The sequence below is a fragment of the Deinococcus frigens DSM 12807 genome (assembly GCF_000701425.1).
Classification (GTDB): domain Bacteria; phylum Deinococcota; class Deinococci; order Deinococcales; family Deinococcaceae; genus Deinococcus; species Deinococcus frigens.
Genome location: NZ_JNIW01000006.1, coordinates 18890 through 44008, shown reverse-complemented (window position 1 = coordinate 44008; position 25119 = coordinate 18890). Strand labels below are relative to the sequence as shown.

At 65.9% G+C, this 25119-nt stretch carries 22 protein-coding genes; 14 read left to right on the top strand and 8 right to left on the bottom strand.

From position 1 onward, the window contains the following. The first annotated feature begins 60 nt into the window (after positions 1-60). Both moaA and Q322_RS0103565 read left to right on the top strand, forming a co-directional pair. The gene (gene moaA / locus Q322_RS0103570) at positions 61-1062 is read left to right on the top strand and encodes a GTP 3',8-cyclase MoaA (RefSeq protein ID WP_029476008.1); all 1002 of its coding nucleotides are present in this window, start codon (positions 61-63) and stop codon (positions 1060-1062) included. Positions 1063-1367: 305 nt separating this feature from the next. Beyond that, the gene (locus Q322_RS0103565) at positions 1368-2060 is read left to right on the top strand and encodes a GntR family transcriptional regulator (protein ID WP_029476006.1); all 693 of its coding nucleotides are present in this window, start codon (positions 1368-1370) and stop codon (positions 2058-2060) included. A 755-nt stretch (positions 2061-2815) separates the two neighbouring features. Here the strand turns inward: Q322_RS0103565 and Q322_RS22170 are convergent. Next, the gene (locus Q322_RS22170) at positions 2816-3229 is read right to left on the bottom strand and encodes a type II secretion system protein (RefSeq protein ID WP_029476002.1); all 414 of its coding nucleotides are present in this window, start codon (positions 3227-3229) and stop codon (positions 2816-2818) included. Between the two features lie 445 nt (positions 3230-3674). On the opposite strand from Q322_RS22170, the gene Q322_RS0103550 reads away from it, so the two are divergent. Both Q322_RS0103550 and Q322_RS0103545 read left to right on the top strand, forming a co-directional pair. Further along, positions 3675-6278: a replicative DNA helicase gene (locus tag Q322_RS0103550; RefSeq protein WP_029476000.1), complete on the top strand. Its 2604-nt coding sequence runs from the start codon at positions 3675-3677 to the stop codon at positions 6276-6278. Beyond that, positions 6278-6946 (top strand): NUDIX domain-containing protein, encoded by a 669-nt coding sequence (locus Q322_RS0103545; RefSeq protein ID WP_029475998.1) that lies wholly within the window; start codon positions 6278-6280, stop codon positions 6944-6946. The genes Q322_RS0103550 and Q322_RS0103545 overlap by 1 nt, the downstream gene beginning before the upstream one ends. A 92-nt stretch (positions 6947-7038) precedes the next feature. On the opposite strand, the gene Q322_RS0103540 is transcribed toward Q322_RS0103545, so the two are convergent. Both Q322_RS0103540 and Q322_RS0103535 read right to left on the bottom strand, forming a co-directional pair. Further along, positions 7039-7767, bottom strand: a complete 729-nt coding sequence (locus Q322_RS0103540) for an NAD-dependent epimerase/dehydratase family protein (RefSeq protein ID WP_051668100.1) — start codon at positions 7765-7767, stop codon at positions 7039-7041. Between the two features lie 627 nt (positions 7768-8394). After that, positions 8395-11094: an AAA family ATPase gene (locus Q322_RS0103535; protein WP_051668097.1), complete on the bottom strand. Its 2700-nt coding sequence runs from the start codon at positions 11092-11094 to the stop codon at positions 8395-8397. 570 nt (positions 11095-11664) lie between these two features. Between Q322_RS0103535 and gmd the strand changes: the two genes are divergently transcribed. Both gmd and Q322_RS0103520 read left to right on the top strand, forming a co-directional pair. Next, positions 11665-12711 (top strand): GDP-mannose 4,6-dehydratase, encoded by a 1047-nt coding sequence (gene gmd, locus Q322_RS0103525; RefSeq protein ID WP_029475993.1) that lies wholly within the window; start codon positions 11665-11667, stop codon positions 12709-12711. Next, positions 12711-13697 carry a GDP-L-fucose synthase family protein gene (locus Q322_RS0103520; RefSeq protein WP_051668095.1) on the top strand — a complete coding sequence of 329 codons (987 nt, stop codon included), beginning with the start codon at positions 12711-12713 and terminating at the stop codon, positions 13695-13697. Before gmd ends, Q322_RS0103520 begins: the two co-directional genes overlap by 1 nt. A gap of 90 nt (positions 13698-13787) precedes the next feature. Here the strand turns inward: Q322_RS0103520 and Q322_RS0103515 are convergent, their stop codons facing one another. The 5 genes from Q322_RS0103515 to Q322_RS0103495 form a co-directional block, all read right to left on the bottom strand. Continuing rightward, on the bottom strand, positions 13788-14780 hold the full coding sequence (locus Q322_RS0103515) for a malate dehydrogenase (protein WP_029475990.1): 993 nt from the start codon (positions 14778-14780) through the stop codon (positions 13788-13790). A 179-nt stretch (positions 14781-14959) separates the two neighbouring features. Further along, a complete protein-coding gene (locus tag Q322_RS0103510) occupies positions 14960-15796 on the bottom strand; it encodes an enoyl-CoA hydratase/isomerase family protein (protein WP_029475988.1) in 837 nt (278 codons plus the stop codon). A gap of 14 nt (positions 15797-15810) precedes the next feature. Continuing rightward, a complete protein-coding gene (locus tag Q322_RS0103505; RefSeq protein ID WP_029475986.1) occupies positions 15811-16980 on the bottom strand; it encodes an MFS transporter in 1170 nt (389 codons plus the stop codon). Then, positions 16977-17564, bottom strand: a complete 588-nt coding sequence (locus Q322_RS0103500; RefSeq protein ID WP_029475984.1) for a hypothetical protein — start codon at positions 17562-17564, stop codon at positions 16977-16979. Before Q322_RS0103500 ends, Q322_RS0103505 begins: the two co-directional genes overlap by 4 nt. Positions 17565-17662: 98 nt before the next feature. Next, positions 17663-18430 carry an AIM24 family protein gene (locus tag Q322_RS0103495; RefSeq protein ID WP_029475982.1) on the bottom strand — a complete coding sequence of 256 codons (768 nt, stop codon included), beginning with the start codon at positions 18428-18430 and terminating at the stop codon, positions 17663-17665. A gap of 166 nt (positions 18431-18596) precedes the next feature. Here Q322_RS0103495 and Q322_RS24380 point away from each other — a divergent pair, with 166 nt between their 5' ends. The 8 genes from Q322_RS24380 (at position 18597) to Q322_RS0103465 (ending at position 25092) form a co-directional block, all read left to right on the top strand. Then, complete coding sequence (locus tag Q322_RS24380) at positions 18597-18791, top strand: hypothetical protein (RefSeq protein ID WP_245593122.1); 195 nt, start codon at positions 18597-18599, stop codon at positions 18789-18791. Between the two features lies 1 nt (position 18792). Next, positions 18793-19212: an ABC transporter substrate-binding protein gene (locus Q322_RS20565; protein ID WP_415831088.1), complete on the top strand. Its 420-nt coding sequence runs from the start codon at positions 18793-18795 to the stop codon at positions 19210-19212. Positions 19213-19221: 9 nt separating this feature from the next. Continuing rightward, entirely contained in the window at positions 19222-19389 is a 168-nt protein-coding gene (locus Q322_RS24930) for a transporter substrate-binding domain-containing protein (protein WP_425388208.1), read from the top strand. Positions 19390-19442: 53 nt separating this feature from the next. Then, entirely contained in the window at positions 19443-20504 is a 1062-nt protein-coding gene (locus tag Q322_RS0103485; RefSeq protein WP_029475980.1) for an MBL fold metallo-hydrolase, read from the top strand. Then, positions 20501-21358, top strand: coding sequence for a phosphotransferase enzyme family protein (locus Q322_RS21520; protein WP_051668091.1), 858 nt, complete (start codon positions 20501-20503; stop codon positions 21356-21358). The genes Q322_RS0103485 and Q322_RS21520 overlap by 4 nt, the downstream gene beginning before the upstream one ends. A gap of 268 nt (positions 21359-21626) precedes the next feature. Further along, positions 21627-22292 (top strand): tRNA (guanosine(18)-2'-O)-methyltransferase TrmH, encoded by a 666-nt coding sequence (gene trmH / locus Q322_RS0103475; RefSeq protein WP_029475976.1) that lies wholly within the window; start codon positions 21627-21629, stop codon positions 22290-22292. 352 nt (positions 22293-22644) lie between these two features. Continuing rightward, complete coding sequence (locus tag Q322_RS0103470) at positions 22645-23877, top strand: 2,3-bisphosphoglycerate-independent phosphoglycerate mutase (RefSeq protein WP_029475974.1); 1233 nt, start codon at positions 22645-22647, stop codon at positions 23875-23877. A gap of 360 nt (positions 23878-24237) precedes the next feature. Then, on the top strand, positions 24238-25092 hold the full coding sequence (locus tag Q322_RS0103465; protein WP_029475971.1) for a PRC and DUF2382 domain-containing protein: 855 nt from the start codon (positions 24238-24240) through the stop codon (positions 25090-25092). The last annotated feature ends 27 nt before the right edge of the window (positions 25093-25119 follow it).

Here is a 25119-nt window from a genome sequence, read left to right as displayed (position 1 = left end):
GCCAGGGTTTGGGCCTTGATCCGCCTTTGCCGTCGTCCGCGCGGCGTATCTTGGGAGGCAATGTTGCTCGATCAGTTGGCACGGCCCCTGCGAGACCTGCGGATCAGCGTGACGGACCGCTGCAACCTGCGCTGCACCTACTGCATGCCCGCCGGGATCTTTGGCCCCGACTACGCCTTTTTGCCCCGCGCCGAACTCCTGAGCTTCGAGGAAATCGAGCGGCTGGCCCGCACCTTTGTCGGTCTGGGCGTGCAGAAGCTGCGAATCACCGGGGGCGAGCCGACGCTGCGCCGTGATCTGCCCGAACTGATCTCGCGCCTCGCGCAGATCGACGGCGTGCAGGATATCGCCCTGACCACCAACGGGCTGCTGCTGCCCCGCATGGCGGCGGATCTGCGCGCGGCGGGCCTAGACCGCGTAACGGTCAGCATCGACAGCCTCGATCCAGAGGTCTTTGGGCGGATGAACGGTCTGGGCACGCACCCCCAGAAGGTGCTGGACGGCATCGAGGCCGCGCTGACGGCGGGCCTGAGCGTCAAGATCAACACGGTGGTTCAGCGCGGCGTCAACGAGGACGGTCTGCGGAACCTGTGGCTGGCCCTGCGGGGCAAGGCCGTGCTGCGCTTTATCGAATTCATGGACGTGGGCAACCACAACGGCTGGAATCTGGACAGCGTGGTGCCGTCGCGTGAAGTGCTGGCCCGCCTGAGCGCGGACGGCACCGGAGCAGAATTTCAGCCGCTCAACCCCAATTACACCGGTGAGGTGGCCGCCCGTCACATCGGCGCGGACGGCCATGAGGTGGGGCTGATTTCCTCGGTCAGCGCGCCGTTCTGCGGCGATTGCTCGCGGGCGCGCATCTCGGCGGTGGGCGTGCTGTACACCTGCCTGTTCGCCGGAAGCGGCACCGATCTCCGCGCCCCGCTGCGGGCCGGGGCCGACGACGGGGCGCTGCGCGCCCTAGTCTCGGCGGTCTGGGCCAGCCGGACGGACCGCTACAGCGAGGAGCGCGGCGAAATCACGCGGAGCCGGAAGATCGAGATGTCACACATCGGCGGCTAGGCACCCGGAGCGCGAATGCTGTCACTCGCGCCGTTGCGAAACGCTCAGACAGCCAGGTCCAGAGCGGACACCAGGGCAAAGGGGCAGGTTCTCTCACCCCTTCCAGACAGGTGTTCCCGCCATTCCCATCACTCTGCTTTCCAGCGATTGACCACTTGAAATAGGGGGCTTCACCTCTGCCAGATATGGCCTCCAGATGAGCGACGGTCCAGACAAGCTTGTGTACCTCGGACACTAACCTTAAGATAGGCTCAAGCTCTGGCCCGTGTGTAAAAACGCACGCGCGGAGTGCCCCGGAGGGATGCATGGCGAAGTACCCGCTGATCAAATCCACCTTGAAAGAACGGCTGTTGGGTGGCCATTACGCCGAGGGGCTGCCCCTCCCCAGCGAGCCGCAACTGGCCCGTGAGTTCGAGGTCTCGCGCATGACCGCCCGCCGCGCCATCGACGAGCTGGAACGCGAGGGCTACGTGTACCGCGTGCAGGGCGCAGGCACCTTTCCCACCGGCAAACGCTTCCGGCAGGGCACCTTCCGCGTGCGGCCCTTCAAGGAATGGGCGCGGCATCCGGACCACCGCACCACCGTCCTGCGCGCCATGCAGATCGAGGCCACCCCCGAAATCGCCATCGTGCTGCAAATCCAGGCGGGCGATCCCGTCATTTTCGTCCACCGCCTGCGGAACGCCGGAGACGAGGCACTGGTGATCGAGAAACGCTACGTGAACGCCGCGCTGGCACCGGGCCTGCTGGACCAGAACCTAAATGCCGAGAGCATCCACGAAACGATGGTCAGCATGGGCGTCCCGATGGCAAGGGTCGAGCAGAACTTGGAGGCCGTCAACCTGCGCCAGGAGGAAGCGGACCTGCTGCGCGTGCCGCTGGGCACCGCCGCTTTCCTGCTCAGGCGCACCACCTACAGCGGCTCCAAGCGGGCCAGCTATGTCAACTACTGGGTACGCGGGGACCGCTACGCCTTCCAGGACACCTTCGAGCCGTGAGGCAGGGCAGCGAGCGGCGGCGGGAAGGCAATCTCCCCGCCGCCTTTTTGACGTCGTCAATGCGCCCGCCGGAAAACAGCCGTTCGGGACCCACTCCTGGGGTCAGCGCGTCTGGAATGCACTTCGTCTTTCATCAGAGCTTTCATCAGAGAACGCGCAACGCGGTCTGGCGACACAAAGGGCGGGATCAGCGTCTGTGCCGAACAGAGAGATCGCCCTGCTCCATGCTGACATGCTCACTACCCACCTGAAAACCTAGTTCCCACACCCACTTCAGTGGTTGGCCGAAGTCCTTTCCCCATTCCTCCAAGCCGAATCCACCTTGCACTGGAAGATCGCGGTGCACTTCCCCCGGGACGCCACCCTCAAATCCAGGGCGCGCGTCGTCGATGAATTCGTCCGTGATCCCCTCACGACTTTGCAACCGGGTGTGGTGCGGACGCTGTTCGAGCGCACGTGGGTGGAGGGCAGGTGGATGCACATGGTCAGCAGGGACAGGGTGATCGTCGCATCGCATCTGCCTGCCCCAGCCGTTCTCAGAACCTATCGGCTCAGGCGGGAACCAGATACGTTCTGGGCCTATCTTCGACTCCTGCATACGCCGTTTGCTGCGGCTGGAACGTCAAGTTCTCAAAGTCTCAGGCGCTGAGGTGACTCACAGTTCGATCGAGGTCAAGCCTGCGGTCTGCATTGTGCCCATCTTCTAACCTCCAATAAAAAAAGGGGACCTTTCGGCCCCCTCATCAGACTTCAGATTACCGAGCAGCAGTGTAAGTCTGGTTGGCAGCTTTACCGCCACTATAGGTCACAACGACCTTATAATCTGTGGCGGTGGCGGCGGTAGTAGCAGCCGCACCGGCAGCGTTTACGTTGCTGCATACAACGTTAGTGATGGGAGCTGGCGAATTAACCTTGGCGGATTCGGTACCTGCGGTAACGGTAGTAATGCCGGCAGCCCATGTGCACGCAGGAAGTGTGCCAGTAGTATTACCCACTTCAGTTGCAGCCATCGCATTCAACACATTGCGTCCAACGCTTGCGGCGGCAATGTCGTTGGCCTTGGCGCGTGCGCCCAGCAGGTTGGGAATCAAAACCGCCGCCAGAATCCCGATGATGGCGATGACGATCAGCAGCTCGATCAGGGTGAAGCCTTGGGTCTTGTTCTTCATGGTGGTTCTCCTTGTGCGCTTTCGGTCTGCCGGATGACGTATGTATGGGTCCGGCCCGCCTACTTATGGCCCGGCAGGTGTGGGTGTCTCCCGTCCTTGCGTGGCCACAGATTAGGGAGAGGTTCCTAACAGGACTCTTACGCGAATGCAGCCGGAGCAACCATTCAGACGACGCGGCTGTCAGGCCATATTGACCGTGTGGGCGCGCGTTTGTGCTCCGGTGGTGCCCGGAAAGATATTTGTCAGGGCGGGCGGGCGGACAGACCCCCGGCGGCGCGCGGGTGCTATGCTGCTCCCCAGTTCAGCCGGGCCACGGTCTGGCGAATGGGACCGCCCATCCGTCCCCACCCCCGATTTACACCGCGAATTGAGACCCCGCGTGTGCCGCGCCCCCGTGTTAATGGGGCTGCGCTGGCCACCACGACCGGGCAAAGGAGACACGATTTTGGAACTCACGCCGCGCGTTCCACCGCACAGCAACGACGCCGAGATCAGCGTGCTGGGCAGCGTCCTGCTGGACAACGACACCATGAGCAGCCTGGGCGACACGGTGGCCCCGGAGATGTTTTACCGCGAGGGCCACCGCAAGATCTTTACCGCCATGCGCGACCTCCAGGAGCGCGGCGAGCCGGTGGACCTGGTGACCCTCAGCGAGGACCTGCGCAGCAAGGGCACCCTGGACGAGGTGGGCGGCCTGACCTACTTGATCGGCCTGTCGGACCAGGTGCCGACCGCCGCCTACGCCGAGCATTACGCGCGTATCGTGCAGGAAAAGCATACGCTGCGCCAACTGATCAGCGCGTCGGGCAAGGCCATGCAACTGGCCTACGACGCGCAATTGCCCCTGGAAGACCTGCTGGACCGCGCCGAGAAGATGATCTTCGAGGTGGCCGAGCAGAAGAAGAAGGGCGAGCAGTACCAGGCGATGGGCGAAGTGGTTCACGACACCTTCGAGTACATCACGCTGCTGCATGCCAACAAGGGCATTCCCGACGGCGTGAGCAGCGGCTTCAAGGATCTGGACGAGCAGATCTCGGGCTTGCAGAAGGGAAGTTTGAATGTTTTGGCGGCCAGGCCTTCGATGGGAAAAACCGCCTTCGCCCTGTCCATCGCCCAGAATGTCGCCCTGCGCGGCGAGAAGACGGTGGCGGTGTTCAGCCTGGAAATGCCCAGCGTGCAACTGGCGCTGCGGATGCTGTGTTCAGAGGCCCGCGTGGACATGAACCGCATCCGCAGTGGGCAGCTCAACGAGCGGGACTTCGAGCGGCTGGCGCACGCGGCGGGCCGCCTGGCCGAGGCCCCGATGGTCATCGACGACGAGCCAGACCTGACCCTCAACGGCCTGCGCTCCAAATTGCGGCGCATGGCCGCGCAGCACGGGCAACTGGGGCTGGTGGTGGTGGACTACCTGCAACTGATGTCGGGGGGCAAGAGTACGGGGGGTTCCGATAACCGCCAGCAGGAAATCAGCACCATCTCGCGTGGTCTCAAGGGACTGGCGCGTGAGATGGAAGTGCCGATTATGGTGCTCAGCCAGCTCAGCCGCGCGGTGGAACAGCGGCCCAATCACAGACCAATGCTGAGCGATTTGAGGGAATGTGTGGTGGGCGAGACGCTGGTGAATCTGGCCAACGGGCAGCGCTTGCCGATCCGTGAACTGGTGGGCCAGACCCCCGAAGTGCTGGCGATGGCCGAGGACGGGCGCGTCGTGCCTGCCCGCAGCGAACTGATCTGGGAAGTCGGGCCGCGCCCGGTGCTGGACGTGCTGACCCGTTCCGGGCGGCGCTTGCGGGCCACGGGAGGCCACCGGGTCTACCGCCTGGGCGGCTGGGTCACGCTGGACAGTCTGCGGGTGGGGGACCGGCTGGCCCTGGCCCGCCAGGTGCCTCAGCCCACTGCTCCTGGGCAGGGCTGGTCAGAGGAACGGGCGGGCTTGCTGGGCCAACTGATCGGGGACGGCAGTTTCTTGAAGGACCAGCCGCTGCGCTACACCACCGCCTCAGAAGACAACAGCGCCTTCGTGACCCGTGAGGCACAGGCGCTTGGCTCCACGGTCAACCGGCACGTGGGGCGCGGACAGTGGCATCAACTGGTCATTTCCGGCAACGGCACCCGCTGGCACGCGGCGGGCGTGGGTGGCTGGCTCAAGGATCTGGGCATTTTTGGTCAACGTTCGCACGACAAGCGGATTCCGGCAGAGCTGTTCTCGCAGCCGGATGCGGTGATCGCCTCGCTTCTGCGCCACCTGTGGGCCACCGACGGCTGCATCCATGTCCGCGAAACTGGCGGCAGCAGCCGGGTCTACTTTGCCACCTGTAGCGAGACACTGGCCCGCGATGTGGCGGCGTTGCTGCTGCGCTTCGGTATCGTGGCCCGCCTGAAAGCTGTTCCTCAGCAGACGCGGCCCGTCTGGAACGTGGACGTTTCCGGGTCAGAGGCTCAACTGGCCTTTCTGGACCGGGTGGGTACTTTTGGGCCGCGCGTGGCTGCTGGCGAGCAACTGAGGCGGCATCTGATCTCCCGCGTGGCGAACACCAACGTGGATACATTGCCCACTGACGTCTGGGAACATGTCCGTGGGCAGATGAAAGCCCAGGGTGTCACGCAACGGGCCATGACAGCGGCGCGCGGAACGTCTTACGGCGGCACCTCGCACTTCAGGTTTGCCCCGTCCCGCGCAACAGTTCTGGACTATGCCCACCATCTGGCCGACGATACCCTGCGCGAGTGGGCGCAGAGCGATCTGTACTGGGACGAGGTACTCGGCATTAAGGAGGTCGGTGAAGAAGTCGTGTACGACCTGACGGTTCCCGGCCCCGCCTCCTGGCTGGCCGATGGTCTGGTCAGTCACAACTCCGGGGCCATCGAGCAGGACGCCGATATCGTGATGTTCATCTACCGCGACGAGTACTACAACAAGGAAACCGATCAGCAGGGCATTGCCGAGATCATCATCGGTAAGCAGCGCAACGGCCCGGTGGGCACGGTCAAGCTGCAATTCCACAGCTCGCACGTCCGCTTCAACGATCTCGCGCCGGAGGGCGTGTAATGACCGGCGACGGCGCAGGCAAGAACGCGGCGGCGGGCGGCCAGCGCAGGCGGCGGCAGCGGCGCACGCCCAGCAACGCGCCGGGACCGGGGCAGGTCACCAACACGGTGGCGGTGCCAGTTCCCGCCGCACCCAGCAAGCGCGGGCACAAGCGTGTGGTGGAGGGACCGCGCATCGCCGTGGGCTGCATCGTGCTGCGCGGCGATGAGATCTTGCTGGTGCGTGAGCGGGGGCGCTGGTCGCTGCCCAAGGGCGGGCTGGAGGGCGGCGAGCTGATCCAGGACGGCGCGCGGCGCGAGACCTTCGAGGAAACCGGGCTGGTGGTGGAACTGCGCGACCTGGCCTTTATTGTGGAGTTCAAGGCGCAGACCTGGGGCCACCACCTGCAATTCTTCTACACCGGGCGCGAGGTCAGCGGTAAGCTGGAGCCGCGCGACCCAGACCGCGACGTGCAGGAGGCCCGGTTCGTGCCGATCCGGCAACTGCGCGAGTTCATCCGCTTCCGCCCGCGTCTGGTGGCGCTGGAAACCTGGCTGCGCGAACGCCGCCCGCGCCATTTTGTGTTCAATCTGGACCAGGAACCCGCCATGCTCCGCAAGCGCCGCCGCGTGGGCGAGGGCGGCGTGAGCGCCGTGGACGCGGACCTGACCGACGAGCCGGATTTGTAGGCTGAACATGCCCGCAGTCAATCACCCTGAACCGGACTCTCGCGTCCACGCTCAGGGTGTCTGGTTGTGACAGCCCGCTTCGGACCAGCGCGTCAGGCCACGTTGCCGCCACGCGTTCCGGTCCTGACCGTGATCGGCCCGGTGGCCGAGAAGTTTTCCATCAGGAAGAGGCAGGCGTGGGCCGGGTCCTCGGCGTAGAGCTGATCGCGCTGCCACAGGGCGGCGCTGTCCTGCAAGGCGGGTGGGCCGCCCACCGACATCTGCCCCAGGGACGCGCCCCCCGGCAGGGACGCGGGGGCCGCGCCACCCTCGCCGGGAGCGGCGTCGATATGAAAGACCACCGAGATGAAGTCGCAACTGTACTGGCGGCGGTAACGGTCACACAGGCCAGTCACCAGCGACCGCATCAGGTGATCGCTGTCCTGGCCCTCCTGCTGGTAGGCCTGGATGGCAAATTCGTCCGCCTCGTAGCGCAGGGCTTCCAGGTTGAACTGACAGTCGATGATGCTCAGCAGCTTGCGGACCTCGTACAGGTAGGAGGCGTGGATCACGTTGGAGGCGATCATGACCTTGCTGTACAGCGATTCGGCGGGGCGCAGCAGCCCGTCGAGCACGTGTTCGCCCGCCAGCGTGGCCAGAAACACGTAATCGGGCAGTTCCTGCTCGAAAAACGCCTGGACGGCCTCCTGGCTACGCAGGTCGAGGTCCTCGGCGGCGCGGGTGATGATATTCCAGTACCCCAGTTCCTCCAGCTTGCGGCACACCACCGCGCCAATCAGGCTGTCATGTCCCGCCACGTAAATTTTGGCATCCACTGGCATTCCCATTCTCATCGTTGGCCCCACCCCACGCCCCGCGTCTCGCCGCGCCCGGCACTCTGCCGGAGACGGTTGTGCCAGATGCGGGTTGATCCCGTCCTGGCGAACCCGGCGACCCCTGCCCGAACAGACCCTGAACGCGGGTCTGGGGCGACAGAGCCACCGTGGTAACAGCAGTGTGGCCCGGGCGGCGTTACTGCGGCGCTAATCCTCCGGGGACGATAGGAGGCGGGACGAATGTCCCCCGGTGCCGGGCCGCCCCAGCCATCCGTTTGGGCGAGGGGGATGAAGCGGCCTGTTCTCCCGGGCGAGGCTGAGGCAACTTGTGGACGTCAGACAGACTCCCAAAGCGTGATGAGAGCGGTTCCCCTGGACGTGTTACCGGAAAACAGACTTCGAGCGGCTCCATTCTCCGTCCTGCTTAACAGAAGCTGTCCACTCCGCCCGGTTGAAAAGACGATCTCCTGTTGGCTTCTGCACCAGATTGGATCATTCCCATATTGCCTGCGATGGCGGCTTTCGCTTATGCCACGCGGCTGGAGCAATCACCCGCAAGGGAAAAACCCATGTCCAAATCTCAATTGACCTTGAGATCAAGGGCAGGCAGGGCCAGATGTACCCCCGATGGGTCTAGTGCCGAACGGCCAGGGACTTGGGCAGAGGAAGCGTTTGCTGTTTTCCCGCGACGCCCGGACGTTTGGGCGCGGCGGTCAGCGGCAGGATCAGCTGCCCGTTCAGGCTGAGTTCACCGATGGTCAGGGCCAGATCCAGGGCGCGCACCTGAAGGTCCAACCGCTCCGCCGCGTGACCGGCCATGTTGAAGCGCAGCTCGTGCTCCATCCAGCCGCCCAGGGTCACGTTCGCGCCGGCATACTGGCGCTGGCCTTCCTCGGTGTAGTCGCCCGGTGCATCAGGAGTGAGCACCTGCGCGCCGTCCGCGCCGGGAATGGAAAAGCGCAGCGGAAAGGACACCTGACTCGGCCCCAGTTCATGCCCGGCGTGAAACACATCCAGCCGCCAGACCAGCCTCAGGGTGATAGACGGGGCGTCGCGCAGGCCCACAGGCACCGGCAGATGGACCCGCAGGGTGTGCGGGTGGCCATAACGGCCCTGACTCAGGATGCTGAGCCAACCGCCCTGTTCCCAGGACAGCAGGTAGCCCTGCCACGGCACGGCGGGACTGGCGCTGACGGGCACCCGCCGGGGTTCGGGGGCGGACCTGGGCGGCGGCAGGGTCAGTGACGGAGCCGAGAGCATCTGCACCAGGCCGCCCTGAGCCGCTGGCGCACGCTGTGGCGACAGGGCGCGCAACAGCGGACTGCCCACGGGCAGGCGGGCGCGGTAGATCGGGCGCAGGCGTTCGGCGTCTGCCTCGATCCCGGCGCGCTCGGCGTAGTACAGGGCCAGGCCCGGCTGGCTGGCTTCCAGTTCGGCGGCCAGGTGGCGGCGCAGGTCCTGCCGCTCGGCCTGGGGCAGCAGGCTGGACAGCGCGATCCGCAGGCCCTCGGCGCGGAAGCGGTAACACGGCTCGCCGGGGGCCGCGTTCCCTACCGGTGCAAAGCTGGGCCAGGACAGGGCATCCGGCGGCTCGGCTTCCACCAGGACGTGGCGCTCCAGGGCCTCGCGCAGCAGATCCGCCGGGGTCAGGCCGCGCCGCGCCACTTCCGGGAAGGACCCGGCCAGCCCGAAACTGAAATCACCCTGGATCACGCTCAAGCTGCTCAGGGCCTCGCGGAGCGGCGCAGGCCAGCCGTCAATCTCACCCATGTAGGTGTCACGCATGGCGCTGGGCAGTCGGCCAGCGGGCAGCAGACGACCCGCTGCGCCGCCGCGTTCCAGTCCGCTCTCCTGCGGCCCATCCTGTTTCACCTCACTCTCTTCGAGCAACGACAGCAGATGCAGGGCGTTGCCCCCGCTGCGCTGCACCATCACGGCGGCCCGCGCATGCAGGTCCGCGTCGCCGGAAAACGCGGCGTGTGCGGCCAGCGCCTGCACCACGCTGCCCAGCGACAGCGGCGTGACTTCCAGCACCAGCGACTGCGCCACTGGCGACTGCGCCGCGCCGAAGCGCCGCAGCAGCGCGCGGCACAGCGGGGCCTGTGACGGCGGCGTGCGGCTGAGCATCACCAGCGCGCGCGGAGCGGCTGCCGGAACATTCAGCAAAAATTCCAGAACCGAGGCCAGTTCTACCGGCCCATTCTGAGCGTGATCGAGGACGATGGCCAGCGGGCGCGGCACGGTGGCCAGCACGGTCGCCACCTTGACCACGTCCTCTTCCAGACTGCCGGGGCGCAGCAGCACACCCTGCAAGGTCTGGACGCTGGACGACTCAGGGGTCCCAGCATCAGGGCCAGCGTTGGGGGCGGGGACAGAGGCATGTTCGCCGCCTTCGCCGCCTGACGACAGGGCAAAGAAGGGCGGGGCCAGGAGCGTCTGCGCCAGCGTCGCCACGATCAGGCGGCCCGCCCGGCTGTTGCTGATCCGCAGGGCCAGCCAGCCGCTCCCCGCTAGGGCGCGTTCGGCCTCGTAGGACTTGCCGCTGCCGGTGGGGCCGTGCAGCACCAGCACCTGCGGGGCGTGCGCGGCGCGTTGCAGGCTGTCGCGCAGCGCGGCCTCGCGCGCCGGGGTACGGAAATGCAGCGGCCCGTCTGCCCCAGAAGAGTTCAGATCAGGCTGTTCCACGGGGGGCAGATCCGCTGTGGGAAACGGGGCAGGGGGCGGGCCAGCGGGCGAACCGCCCACCGCAGCCTCGGGCAGATCCAGCCCCTCGTCGCTGCCGTCCATCAGGAATTCGCCGGGGTGGCTGAAGCCCAGCGCCTCGGCCCGCGCAGCGATGGCGCGGGTGCCCCAGCCCTTGCCGCCGCGCACGAACTGCCGGTACGCCCGCGCCAGAACTTCCTCGGTCTGCTCGGTCAGCACCCAGCGCTGGTGATCGATCCACTCCTGAAAGGCCGGGCTGCCCAGGTCCTCCAGACCGCTGAACGGCACTCCGCGCAGGGTGGAGAGCCACTGGGCCAGTCCTGCCTGGTCCATATCGCTGCCCAGTTGCGCCAGCCACCCGTTCAGGTCCGTCTCAACGTTTTCCAGGTACAGCAACTGGCGGCTCAGCGGAAACAGATTCAGCCCGGCGGAACGGATGCGCGCCAGCTCGACGCGCAGGTTCTTGCGGGCCTCGGGGGTGTTCCACAGCAGATCGGCCAGACGTTCACGGTGCTGGGGCAGCTTCTCGATGGTCAGGTACGTGATCAGCGCCACAGCCTTGGCCGACAGCGGCACCGGGCGGTTGTTGTAGGTCACATGCGCGTGTCCCAGCAAATGTACGGTGAGCATAGCTAAACTCCGTGCGGGGCGGACAGGGGAAGGGTGGGCATCTGCCTGGAACGGTGTGGGCCAAGTGCGGCAGCGGACGTGGAGGAAAGTGGAGGACATGCGGACGCTCTCATCTGTTCTCTCAAGACACCCATTTTGCGGGCGCGGACCCCGGCTCACGGTTTAATCCAGTTAAGTATTCCTCATTTACCATCAGCCTGAGATCAGCTTGTGCCAGATGAGGCCGAGGTTCTGGTCCGCCGCTGGCTGGTGCTGACCGCAAAGTCGATGACCGTGTAGGTGGGCAGCCGTGATGATGGAGAGAGCATGCGGCCCCACACTGAAAATCAGATTAGAGAAGAGGGTCTGCCAGAGAACTTACAGAGCGTGTTTACGGTCGTGAAACGCCGCGCCGTGCAGTCTGGAGGCACAGACTGGGCCAACGCACCCAAGACGGTAGCTGATCCCGAGGACAGTGACTGATATGATGTACGGAGTGGCTGAAGTACATGGCTGAAGTACACAGTGACTGGAGTCGAGAGTGGCCGGAGCGGCCAGCAGGGCCGAGACGCCACACGAAGGAAGACCTTAATGAAAAAAGCATTGATCACGGGCATCACCGGGCAGGACGGCAGTTATCTCAGCGAACTGCTGCTGGACAAGGGCTACGAGGTTCACGGCGTGATCCGCCGGGCCAGCACCTTCAACACCGAGCGAATCGATCACCTGTACCACGATCCACATGACGCGGACGCGCGCCTGTTTCTGCATTACGGCGATCTGGCTGACGCCTCGGGCATGCGCGCGCTGCTGGAAAAGGTGCAGCCGGAGGAGGTCTACAACCTGGGCGCGCAGTCGCACGTCAAGGTCAGCTACGACCAGGCCGAGTACACCGCCGACGTGACCGGGCTGGGCGCGCTGCGGCTGCTGGAGGCCATCCGCGACGTGGGCGGACGCACCGGCAACCCCATGCGCTTTTATCAAGCGTCCAGCAGCGAGATGTTCGGCGCGGCCCCGCCTCCGCAAGGGCTGGATACGCCCTTTCACCCGCGCAGCCCCTACGCGGTGGCCAAGGTCTACGCCTACTGGCAGACCGTTAACCACCGCGAGGCCTATGACCTGTACGCCTGTAACGGCATCCTGTTCAACCACGAAAGCCCCCGGCGCGGCGAGACCTTCGTGACCCGCAAGATCACCCGCGCGGTGGGCCGGATCAAGATGGGCCTGCAAAAGAAGCTGTACCTGGGCAATCTGGAGGCCAAGCGCGACTGGGGCCACGCCCGCGACTACGTGGAAGCCATGTGGATGATGCTGCAACAGGACGCCCCGCGCGACTACTGCATCGCCACCGGCGAGGCCTACAGCGTGCGCGAGTTTGCCGAGCGCGCCTTTGCGCTGGCCGGGCTGAACCACGAGGACTACGTGGAGATCGACCCCCGGTATTTCCGCCCCGCCGAGGTGGATTACCTGCTGGGCGACGCCACCGAGACCCGCGAGAAGCTGGGCTGGACGCCCAAGACCTCCTTCGAAGAACTGGTTCGCGAGATGGTGGAACACGACCTGGAACTGGCCCGCCAGGAGCGCACCCTGCGCGAGGCCGGGCACAGCGTGGCCCTGAAGGGCATGGGCGCGCTGTGATGCGTCCGGGCGACCGCGTATACGTCGCCGGGCACGGCGGTCTGGTGGGCGGCGCGCTGCTCCGCGCCCTCAAGGCCGACGGCTACACCGGCGTCATCACGCGCGGGAGCCGGGAGCTGGACCTGCGCGATCAGGCGGCGGTACTGGACTTTTTTGAGCAGGAGCGTCCGCAGTACGTGTTCTTGGCGGCGGCCAGGGTGGGCGGCATCCATGCCAATAGCACCCGCCCCGCCGAGTTCCTGTACGACAACCTGATGATCGCGGCCAACGTGATCCACGCGGCCCACCAGACCGGCGTGGCCAAACTGCTGAACCTGGGGTCCACCTGCATCTACCCGCGCGACGCCGCGCAACCCCTGCGCGAGGACGCGCTGCTGACCGGCCCGCTGGAAGACACCAACCGCGCCTATGCGGTGGCCAAGATCGCGGCCATCGAACTGTGCGACCAGTACCGCGCGCAGTACGGCGACAACTTCGTCTCGGCCATGCCCACCAACCTGTATGGGCCGGGCGACAACTTCAATCTGATGGGCAGCCACGTGTTGCCCGCATTGATCCGCAAGATGGTGGACGCCCACGAGGAGGACGCGCCCACGGTCAGCGTCTGGGGCAGCGGCACACCCCTGCGTGAGTTCCTGCACGTGGACGATCTGGCCGACGCCTGCCTGTTTTTAATGCGCCACGTTTCCGAGCCAGGACCGATCAACGTGGGCACCGGGCAGGACCTGAGCATCCGCGAGGTGGCCGAGCAGATCCGGGGCGTGGTGGGCTACGGCGGCGAACTGGCCTTCGACGCCAGCAAGCCCGACGGCACACCGCGCAAGGTCACCGATGTCAGCCGCATCCACGCGCTGGGCTGGCACCACCGCATCTCGCTGGAAGAGGGTCTGCGCAGCACCGTGGAGTGGTATCTGGCCCACCGGGGTCAGGTGCGCGGCGAGGCGCTGGCCCTGGCAGGAAACGGGACGGATACGGCACGGGCGTAGTGGCGCTGGCGTAGTGGTGCCGCCGTACAGGGCGACGTAGAAAGAGGGGGTCAGGCACGCCAGCCCGGCCCTCTCCTTACTATCTCCCGATTACTTGACCAGGCCGAGCTTGCGAACCTCATCGCGCTCTTCGGTCAGCTCCTGCGCCGTGGCGTCCATCTTGCCCCGGCTGAAGTCCGGCACGTCCAGGCCCTGCACGATCTCGTATTTGCCACCCGCGCACTTGACCGGGAAACCGTAGATCAGCCCCTCGGGGACGCCGTAGCTGCCGTCCGACGGAATACCCATGCTGACCCACTGGCCGTCCGGGGTGCCCAGCGCCCAGTCGTGCATGTGGTCAATCGCCGCACTTGCCGCGCTGGCTGCGCTGCTGGCCCCGCGCGCCTCGATAATCGCCGCACCGCGCTTGGCGACGGTGGGGATGTACTCCTTTTCGTACCACTCGCGGTCCACCAGCTCCAGGGCGGGCTTGCCGTCCACAGTGGCCGCGCTCAGGTCCGGGTACTGGGTGCTGGAGTGGTTGCCCCAGATGGTCAGGTTCTGGATGGCGGTCACGGGCTGGCCGGTCTTCTCGGCCAGTTGTGACACGGCGCGGTTGTGGTCCAGACGCACCATCGCCGTGAACTGTCCGGGGTCCAGATCGGGGGCGTTCTGCTGGGCAATCAGCGCGTTGGTATTGGCAGGGTTGCCCACCACCAAGACCTTCACACTCCGGCTGGCCACCTTGTTCAGCGCCTCACCCTGGGGTTTGAAGATGCCGCCGTTGGCCGACAGCAGATCGCCGCGCTCCATGCCCGCCTTGCGCGGCATCGCGCCCACCAATAGGGCGTAATCGGCGTCCTTAAAGGCCACGTTGGGATCATCGCTGGTCACGATATCCGAGAGCAGCGGAAAGGCGCAGTCACGCAGCTCCATGACCACGCCTTGCAGCGCCTTGAGGGCCGGAGTCACTTCCAGCAGTTGCAGGATCACGGGCTGGTCCTTGCCCAGCATGTCGCCGGACGCGATGCGGAACAGCAGGCTATAGCCGATCTGGCCCGCTGCGCCGGTGACGGCCACACGGATGGGTTCTTTGTTCGCCATAAGAGTTCCTCCTGGGGTGATTGTGTTCAGCCCACCATAACGCGGCGCGGGCGGGGGTGGGCAGGGGGCGTTCCTCTGGGGGGAACAGTCCGTAGTCCAGAACATCTAGAGGTCTGAACGTCTGGACGCTTTTTTCTCTGGCCATCAGACTTCTCGCCTTTTGGACGGTTGGACCGCCCTCAAATCGGCGCGTCCTCCTCAAACCTCGGCTCGCGCTTCTCGCGCAGGCTGCTCAGGCCCTCCTTCACGTCAGGACCCGTGAAGCCTAAAAATTCCAGCGCGAGGCTGGCGTCGAAGGTGGGTCCCGCCTGCCGCAGCCAGTTGTTCAGGGCGTACTTGGTCCAGCGGATCGCCGTGGGGCTGCCCGCCGCCAGGGTGCGCGCCACCTTCCAGGCGCGGTCCAGGAGTTCCCCGTCCGGCACGCACAGGCTGACCAGGCCGATGCGCTCGGCCTCCTCGCCGGACACGCTCTCGCCGGTCAGCAGATAGTATTTCGCCTTGTTCAGCCCGCACAGCAGCGGCCAGATGATCGCGGCGTGGTCCCCGGCAGCCACCCCCAGGCGCACATGCCCGTCCAGAAGGCGGGCCGTGCTGGCGGCCACGCTCACGTCCGCCAGCAGCGCCACCGCCAGGCCAGCGCCGACGCAGGGGCCGTGAATGGCGCTGACGATGGGTTTGCCGCAGTTGACGACGTTGTACACCAGATCACGCGCCTCGCGCCACACGTGGGCCAGGGCGGTGAAATCGCGGCTCATTTCCTCAATCAGCGTGAAATCGCCGCCCGCCGAGAAGCCGCGCCCCTCGCCCCGGATCAGCACGCAGCGCACGCCCGTCGCGGCATCGATGTCGCGCCAGACCTGGGTCAGGGCGCGGTGGGCCTCGGCGTCGACGCTGTTCAGGGTCTTCTCGCTGCGGATGACGATTTCCAGAATGCCGCTGCCGCTCTCGGTCAGGTCATGGGCTTCGAGGTGCAAGCCGGGATACGCGCCGGACGCACACAGTTGTTCGATGTTCATGGCGTGAGGCTAGCTCAGGCCGCCTCAGTTTTGCGCCAGCCCAGCAGTCCGACGACGCCCGCCAGCGCCATACTGCCCGTGACCAGCAGGACGACTGACAGCCAGCCCCCACCCTCGTAGGCGTATCCCGCCAGGATGCTGGCGGCGGCGGCCCCACCGTAATAGGCCGCGTGGTACAGCCCCGACGCCAGGCTGCGCGCCCGCGTAACCTCGCGCTGCACGGCGGCCAGCGCGGCAGACTGGGCCAGGAACACGCCGCAGGCCCCCGCCGCCACGCCCACAACGATCAGGGGCAGCGGCGCGGCCAGCGTCAGCAGCAGCCCCGCAAGGCTGGCCCCCACCGCAGTCAGCAGCGCGATACGGGGACCACGCAGGGCCAGCAGCGGTCCGGCCACTGGCGTAATAACCACGCCCAGGAGGTAAACGGCAAAGATCAGTCCGGTCTGGGCGGTGTTCAGAAGGTAGGGGACTGCCGCCAGCCGCAATGTCAGCGTATTGAACAGGCCCACCAGGGTGAACAGGATCAGAAAGCCCACCGCACACGTCGCCAGCAGCGCTGGATTTCGCAGATGTGCGTTCAGGCCTTCCAGCACCGCGCGCCCGTTTGTCTGGGGGCTAAAGTTCCGTTCGGCGGGCAACCCGGCGCGGGCCAGCCCACACCCGATCAGCGAGGCCACGGCCAGCAGCCAGAACGCCGCGTGCCAGCCCCAGCGCACGGCCACCAATCCGGCCAGAAAGCGACCCAGGAAACCGCCCAGCACCGTACCGGTCACGTACAGCGTCAGCGCGCGGGCGCGTCCGGCGGGCGGCACTTCCTCGGCCACATAGGCGTTCAGGGCCACCATCACGCCGGGAATCAGCAGCCCCTGGGCAAAGCGGGCAGCGTTCAGGGCGGCCAGCGTGGGCGCGAAGACGGCCAACACGGCAGGAGCGGTCAGCAACGCGAAGGCCCAGACCACCACCCCCCGGCGGCCCAGCGCGTCGGCCAGCACGCCCACCAGCGGCGAGGCCAGCGCCATCGCCAGGGTCGTCGCGCCCACCACAAAACCGATCTGCGCCGCGCCCGCGCCGAACTCCTGCGCCAGCACCGGCAGCAGGCTCTGGGGCGCGTAGACGTTCAGGAAGACCAGCGTGCCCAGCGCCGCGAACAGCAGCGGGGGTGGGGCCTCCCGGCGGGCGCTCAAGGCAGGCCAACTAACCCTGTTTCGTTGACCCAGGCGGTCTGCACGCCCAGCGCCTCGGCCAGCACCGGGTCCGGCGTGCCGGTCAACCCCGGCAGAATCAGGGTGGGACGGGCGTCCAGGCCCACACCCCCGGTCTCGTCCAGCCGCACCAGCACCGCGCCAAAAGCCCAGTCGCTGGCCCATAGCCGCTTGAGCGCCTGCAACGCTGCCGTGCTGGGGGGCATGGCCTGCGCTTCCTCGCTGGCCAGGTGACCGGGGCGGCGCACATGCACCGCGCCGCTGTCCAGGCCCGCGTTACCCAGCGCGCGGTAAAACACCTGGATTGCGTCGTCCATCAGAAAACTGGTGCGGATCAATGCCTCGGCCCGTGCAGTCAGGTCTTCCAGGGCGTCCTCGTCGATACGCGTGGGGTTAATCGGGGTAAACAGACGGCCCAGTTGCTCGGGCAGATTGACGCTGTGGTAAAAGGCCTCCTCAAATTCCGGCGGCACCACCATGCCGCACACGCCCCGCGCCGCCAGCCGGACCACTTCCGCGCCCACCTTTGCCTCTCCGCGCCGCGCGGCTTCCTCGAAGGTCAACATGGAGGGCAGGCTAAAGCATGGGAAGGCGGCCTATCTGCGCGTCCGTCTTCACCCTTTCCTGTCTTTCTGCCTGAGTGCTACAGCTTTCCACCTGAGCGCTACAGCGTCGCCGCCGAGAGGTTGCGGTGCGTGGGCGTCAGGAACACGGTTCCCTGGCCGCTGATCATGAACACCAGGCCCTCACCGCTCCGCAGGGCATTGCGCAACCCACGTACCAGCGGGCGCAGCTCCACGTTCAGCGAGGCGCTGTACATCAGCATCAGGTCGCCGTCGACGATCAGGCTGTCGCTGCCGCCCAGTTCGATCACTTCCACCTCCGAGACCGGCACCGGGGATTCCACCACGAAGATGCCCCTGCCCGACAGCTTGGGCTGGCGCAGCCCGTTGCCCGACAGCGCCCCGGCAACCGAGTTGTGCGTGTGCGTGCCCAGTTGCATGGTGTCCTGGGCCATGTAGAACGCCTTGTCGTCCAGAATCATGTCGTCGCCCTTCGCGCCGCTGGACTCCGCGATGATGAAGTGCTTACGCGTCGGCTCGGTCCAGACCTTGCCCTGGCCGGTGAAACGGGTGGCAAAGGCACTCTCGCCGGTGCCTGCGGTGGCGATGGCCCGGCTCAGAAAACCCCCTTTGGCCTGCTGTTCCACCTTGGCCTGAATATTGCCGTGGCTGTATTGAAACGCCCCCGGCTCGATCAGCACGCCGGAGCCGTGAAGCTGCGCCTCCACGGTAAAGCGCCCGTCCGTCTGGCGCGTCTCGGCCAGCTCGCCGTCGGTAGACGCCGAGTAGCGGATCACCTGGGTCAGCGCGTGGATGCGGAAGGTCAGGCCGTCGCCTTTTTGCTCCTGCACAAGCTGCATATGGGTCATGCCGAAAGTGTAATATGAATCTCTATTGCCGAATGTGGCAGAAGAGTGCCAACTGGGTTCAGGCAGAGGGGCTGTTGTTGAGCCTATGCTGGAACAACCATCCCACCTTCCTCTGGCCCCGCCGCCGCCCCGTAAGAACTCTGCTGCACCGCCCGGAGGTTTCACCATGAACCGAGCCTTCATCCTGCCCACTGCCCTGCCCGTTGCCCTGGTCAGTGCCGCCCTGCTGCTGTCCGTCACCGCGCAGGCCGCTCCCCGTACCCTGAACCAGATCAAGGCGGCAGGAACGCTGAAACTGGGAACAGAGGCCGCCTTATCCTCCCTTCAACTTTTACGAGGGCAAGGCCCTGATGGGCTTTGAGGTGGACCTGGGAGACGCGCTGGGCAAGGCGCTGGGCCTGAAGGTGGAGTGGGTGGCGCAGCCCTTCGACAACCTGCTGATCTCGTTGAACCAGGGGCGCTTTGACGCGGTGATGGCCTCGCACGCCATTACACCCACCCGGCAGAAAGCAGTGGATTTTCTGCCGCCGCATTACTGCTCCACCGTGAACATCGTGGCGAGATCGGGCGGCCCGCTGACCCGGCAGGCGCTGGCAGGCAAGACGGTGGACACGCAGGTGGGGACCGCGCAGATTCCGGTGCTGAGCGCCATTCCCGGCATCAAGGAGGTCCCCACCTATCCCAATGACCAGACCATCCTGTCGGCCTTGCTGGCGGGCCGGGTAGACGCGTGGTCCAGCAACGGCCCCGTGGTCGCCTACATGCTCAAGACCGCCGGGTAGGCAGGCAAGATCCTGATCGGCGAGGCCATCAGCAACGAGCGCAACGCCGGGGCCGTCGCCAGAGGCAACACCGCCCTGCACGACGCCCTGAGCGGCGCACTCGCGGGGCTGATGAAAGACGGCACCTACGTCAAACTCTCGGACAAATGGTTCGGTCAGGACATCCGCTGCAAGTAAAGGGGCCGGGCAGCGTGACACTCTTTGCGGGTCCGCTGCTCTAGGGTGCGGCCATGAGCGCGCCTGCCTCCAGCCAAGTCTCTCCCCCGGCGATAGCCGCACGCCACGTCACGTCCGGCGGCACGCGGGTCTACACGCTGAGCGTTCCCGCCTTTCCGCATTTTGCCGCCAACGTGTTTCTGGTAGTGCGGGGCCAGTCCAGTGCGCCCACCTACACCGCACTGGTGGACACTGGCGGCAGCCACGAGGCCAGCACCGCCGCGCTGGAAGCTGGTCTGGACGCCATTCGCAGCGAATACGGCGAGGCGTGGTCCTGGGAAACCCTGAGCCGCGTGGTGGTCACGCACCCGCACCCGGACCATGTGGCGGGGCTGCCCTTCGTGCGGGGCAAAACCGCCGCGCCCGTCGCCGCGCACGAGTGGGCCGCTCAGACCATTGAAAACCCACATGGCGATCCGGCAGCGCGGCAGGCCGAGATGGAAGACCACATCCGCTGGCTGGGACTGACAGGCGGCGGCAGCCTTGAGAATGGTACGGGGGCCGAATACGCCGAACGCCTGCGCCGCCGCGCCCGCAACACCATGCTCCCGGAAACAGTGGAAGTTCGGACGCCCCTGCGTGAGGGCAACGTGCTGGACGACATCTTTACCGTGATCCATACCCCCGGCCACGAGGGTTCGCAGATTTGCCTGCGCGTGGACGATCTGCTGCTCAGTGCCGATCACCTGCTGCCGCGCAACTCGCCGCCGCTGATGCCCCAGCGTTTTCAGCGGGGCGCGGGGCTGCGGTCTTACCTCGCGTCGCTGGACCACATTGAGCAACTGGAGGGCGTGAGCGTGGCGCTGGGCGGACACGACGGCCCCATGCCCGACTGGCGCGGGCGCATCCAGCAGCTCCGGGACCGCTACGACGACAAACTGCGCGCCGTGCTGGACGCTGCCGCCGGGCCAACCACCATTCACGATCTGACCCACGCGCTGCACCCCCGACTGCGGCCCATTCAGGCCATCCTGCTGCTGGACCAGACGGCGGCGCTGGCGGAATATCTGGCGGCGCGCGGGGAGTTGCAGGCGACTCGGCGGGAGGATGGGGCGGCTTTATTTGTGCGGGCATGACTCCGCCCCCGGCACTGCTTGACGCCTGGGATCTGCGGGTGACTGGAGACCTGGGAGGCCGCCTGAATCAGCACTGGCAGGTCCGGGACGGGACAGAAAGGGCCACTTTGCGCCGCTGGCACGGTCCCGAAGCAGAGGTGCAGTATGAGTTGGGCATCCTGAGTTTGATAGACGGTACAGGACTGGATTTGCCCACCCTCAGGCGTGGCCCCTGGTCTATGGACGGCGTGTGGTGGTCCCTTCACGGCTTCGTTTCTGGCGATCCTGCCCCGCGCGAGGAGGCACGCACGCGGGGGCGCTGGCTGGCGGAACTGCATGCCCGCTGGCGTGACCTTCCTTTGCCTCATCCCCGCCCCGGCTGGAGCGATCTGCAAGCCGTTCTGAATGAGCCTGCCACCGATGCCCTGCTGAATGCCCATGAAGCCACCAACCCGGCGGACGTGCGCCTGTACCGCTGGCACCTGCACCGCGCCCGCGCCGCACTTACAGGCCTTCACTTTTCGGCCCGCCCCCAGACCTTGATCCACGGTGACTTCACGCCGTGGAATCTGCGTGTGCAAAGCGGCGTCTGGACGGGCCTGTTGGACTTCGAGTTTGCCCGGCCCGCCGATCCCATTGAGGAATTTGCCCTCGCGTGGCGCGGCCTCCACGACGACGTCGTGCATGGCTATGCCGAACACACTCCATTGACCGATGAAGACTTCGCGCTCCTGACACCGCTGTGGTGGGCGCATCTGCTGAGTCCTGCACTTCACGATCTGGGCCGGGGAGTCCGTGACGATGGCTGGACCGCTCGGAAACTCTGTGTAAGATCGCCTCTGATGGGCGACTTGGCCGCGCCGTATCCAGGCTGACCTCAGTACCCGACACTTTCTCTGGAGGCTGTCCAGGACGAGATTTCTGTCCATGTCCAAACGAGTGACACATCACAGGACTGCCGCAGACCTGCGTGCTGCTGGCCTGTCATGACTGTTGTACTCACGCCTGGCTGCACAAGACGGGGGTTCTGATCCTGATCATCAGGCGACGCACGCTGAGCGAAAGCTTGAAAGTGCTGTCCTGGATGGAACTTTGGAAACTGTCGGGTACTGAGCAGGCTGACCACGCGCTACCCTCGGCCCCATGACCCCCGAGCGCTACGCCAAGATTCTGCGGGTGCTGAGCAAACGCCAGCCCACCCTGACCGTGTTGATGGATCAGGTCAACAAGCCCCACAACCTCTCGGCCATCGTCCGCACCTGCGACGCGGTGGGGGTGCTCACTGCCCACGCCGTCCCGCCGGGGGGCGGCAAACCGCTGGACTTTGAGGGCAACACCTCCCAGGCCACCTCCGGCAGCGCGCACAAATGGGTGCGGGTGCAGATGCACGCCGACACGCTGGGGGCGGTGCGCGAATTGCAGGGCCAGGGCGTGCAGGTCCTCGCCACCCACCTGTCGCAGCGTAGCGTGGACTACCGCGAGGCCGATTACACCCGCCCCACCTGCGTCCTGCTGGGCGCGGAAAAATGGGGCGTGGCCGATGCGGCGGCGGACGCGGCGGACGGCAACATCGTCATCCCCATGTTCGGCATGGTGCCGAGCCTGAACGTCTCGGTGGCGGCAGCGACGATCCTGTTCGAGGCGCAGCGGCAGCGGCTGGCGGCGGGGCTGTACGGCGCGCCCCAGCTCTCGCCAGAGGAGCTGGCGCGGCTGGCCTTCGAGTGGGGGTACCCGGAGCTGGCTCCGATGTACCGGGAGCGGGGAGAGGCGTATCCGGCGCTGGATGATCAGGGGCAGATGCTGGGTTGAGGTCGTGTTGGGCGGCCTGCTCCCCCTGCCTCTCCAGGGGAGGGGGCGCTGCACTGGACAGGAGTTTGTGGACTTCGCAGACGGGAGGCGGGCGTTCCTGCTCGTACGCCCCGCTCCGTCAAGCGGCGTAAGGCCCGTCCGCTGCGCGCCCGATGGCCTTCAGAGGCCACTTCGGTAAAGTTGACCAGCACCGTCTTTCAGGCTCTTCCTGGCAAAGAAAAACGTCCCCAAAAGCCTGAGCCGGACGCCTTGCAACCTCCGTGAAAGGGAGTGGAACAGCAAATCCGCTTCCACTACATCTCCTCTCGCCTTCCGCTGCCCCCTATTTAGTGTCCGGCGTACACTGTGGGGCATGAGTGACCTGTTGCAGACGATCCGTGGGCTGTCCAAGAAGACCGAGAGCAAGATCGTGATGGTGGTGCTGGACGGCGTGGGCGGCCTGCCGCTGACGGTGAACGGTGAGACCGAGCTGGCGACGGCGAAGACGCCCAATCTGGACGCGCTGGCGGCGCAGTCGCAGTTGGGACAGGTGGAACTGGTGGGCGCGGGGATCACCCCCGGCAGCGGCCCCGGCCACCTGAGCCTGTTTGGCTACGATCCGCTGCATTACGTGGTGGGGCGCGGGGCGCTGAGCGCTGTGGGCATCGGCGTCAAGCTGAACAAGGGCGATGTGGCCGTGCGCGGCAACTTCGCCACGCTGGGCGCGGGCCGCGTGGTGGAAGACCGCCGCGCCGGACGCCCCAGCGACGAGAAAAACGCCGAGATCGTGACGCGGCTGGGGGCCGCCATTCCCGAGATCGATGGCGTGCCGGTGGAGATCTATACCGAGTCCGAGCACCGTTTCGTGGTGGTCTTCCGCGCCCAGGGCGGCGAGGTGCTGGGCGCGAACCTGGGCGACGTGGACCCGCAGGCCACCGGGGTGCAGCCGCTGAGGGCCACGGCGCACGACGACGCCAGCGTCAAGACCGCCGGACTGGTCAATGCCTTTGTGGAGCGGGCCGAGGCCCTCCTGAAGGACGACGCCCAGGTCAACGGCGTGCTGTTCCGGGGCTACAGCGACGTGCCGCATTTCCCCAGCTTCGACGACGCCTACAAGCTCAGGGCTGCGTGCATCGCCTCGTACCCCATGTACAAGGGGCTGGCGAGCCTGGTGGGCATGGACGTGCTGGACGTGCCTGGCCAGGAAGACGCGCTGGACGGCAAGGTGGGGGTGCTGACCGAGAACTGGGACAGGTATGACTTCTTCTTCTTCCATGTCAAGAAGACCGACAGCACCGCCGAGGACGGCGATTTTGCGGCCAAGGTCAAGAAGATCGAGCTGTTCGACGCGCTGCTGCCCGACATTCTGGCGCTGAAGCCGGACGTGCTGTGCATCGTGGGGGACCACAGCACGCCCAGCAAGCTGTCCAGCCACTCATGGCACCCGGTGCCGGTGCTGGTCCGCAGCGATCACGGGCGCAAGGACCTGACTACCCGCTACACCGAGGAAGAGGCCCAGAAAGGAAGCCTCGGCCTGCGCCCCGGCACGGACCTGATGCCGATCTTAATGGCGAATGCCATGAAGCTGAACAAGTACGGGGCATAAGAAATTGTTCATCTCAGTTTGATTTTTTGAGCTGGGTTCAAGGCTGCATGAGATCGGGTGGCGGTGGAAGGGGCGGCGGGCATCTGTGTCCTGCCGCCCCTCTCATGGCGCGCCCGATGTGAACCGCCGCACAACCTTTTTAAAGTGGGTGTAACGGTGGTGCGAGTCCGCTCAGGATTGGGTAAAGGCTTGCAAAGGGCCGCCTTTAGCTGGCTGCCATTTTTGTGGCCCGTCCCTGCGGCAGCATGGGCGTCACGAACGGAAGGCAGGTTACAGACGGCATCACCGTTCTCTGTTCGCTGTCCGTTCACTGAATGCCCAGCCGTTACCAAAACGGCGACTCACGCAAAGGAGATCCACATGGCCCGTTTAATGACTCTGTCCGACATTACCTCGCAGCATTCCGACGTCCTTGGAACCGAGTACCACGATCCCACCGGCCAGACCGCCTACGGCATGAACGGCGACAAGATCGGCACCATTCGCGGCGCGCTGGCCGAACCCGAAACTGGCAAGATCCGCTACCTGATCGTGGACGCGGGCGGCTGGTTCTCCAGCAAGGAAGTCGTTGTCCCGGTGGGCATGTCCACCTTCGAGGGCGAGGAAGTCCACTTTACCAACCTGACCAAAGACCAGGTCATGGAGATGCGCGAGTACCGCATGGGTGAGGAGTACAGCGACGACGACCAGGCATCCGATGAGCGCGTGCTGCGCGCCGCCCACAAGGACTACCAGGTGGACGAGAGCAATTACGCCGCTAAGGCTGGCTACCGCGAAGACGACGCCATGTACCAGACCCCCGACAAGCTGCGCCTGCTGGAAGAGCGCCTGATGGTCAACAAGGACCGTTTTGTGGCCGGCAGCGTGGAAGTCGGCAAGCGCGTCGAGACCCACCAGGAAAACGTGAACGTGGACCTCAAGCGCGAGGAAGTGGTTATTGAGCGCCACGCCGTCACCGACGCGCGTGCTGTCGAGGGCGCGGTGCTGGGCGCGGATTCCAAGACCATGCGTATTGATCTGGAGGCTGAGCGCGCCAACGTCAGCAAGCAGGCGTTCGTCACCGAGGAAGTCACGGTGGGCAAGCGTGAGGTGACTGACTCACAGACCGTGACCGAGACCGTGGGCCGCGAGGTGCTGGAAGTTAACAAGAGCGGCGACGTGCGTCTGGACACCGACGGCAAGCCGATGATGGACGACAAGAACCGCAAGGCCTGATCCAGGTCCTCGGGGCGGGACGACTTC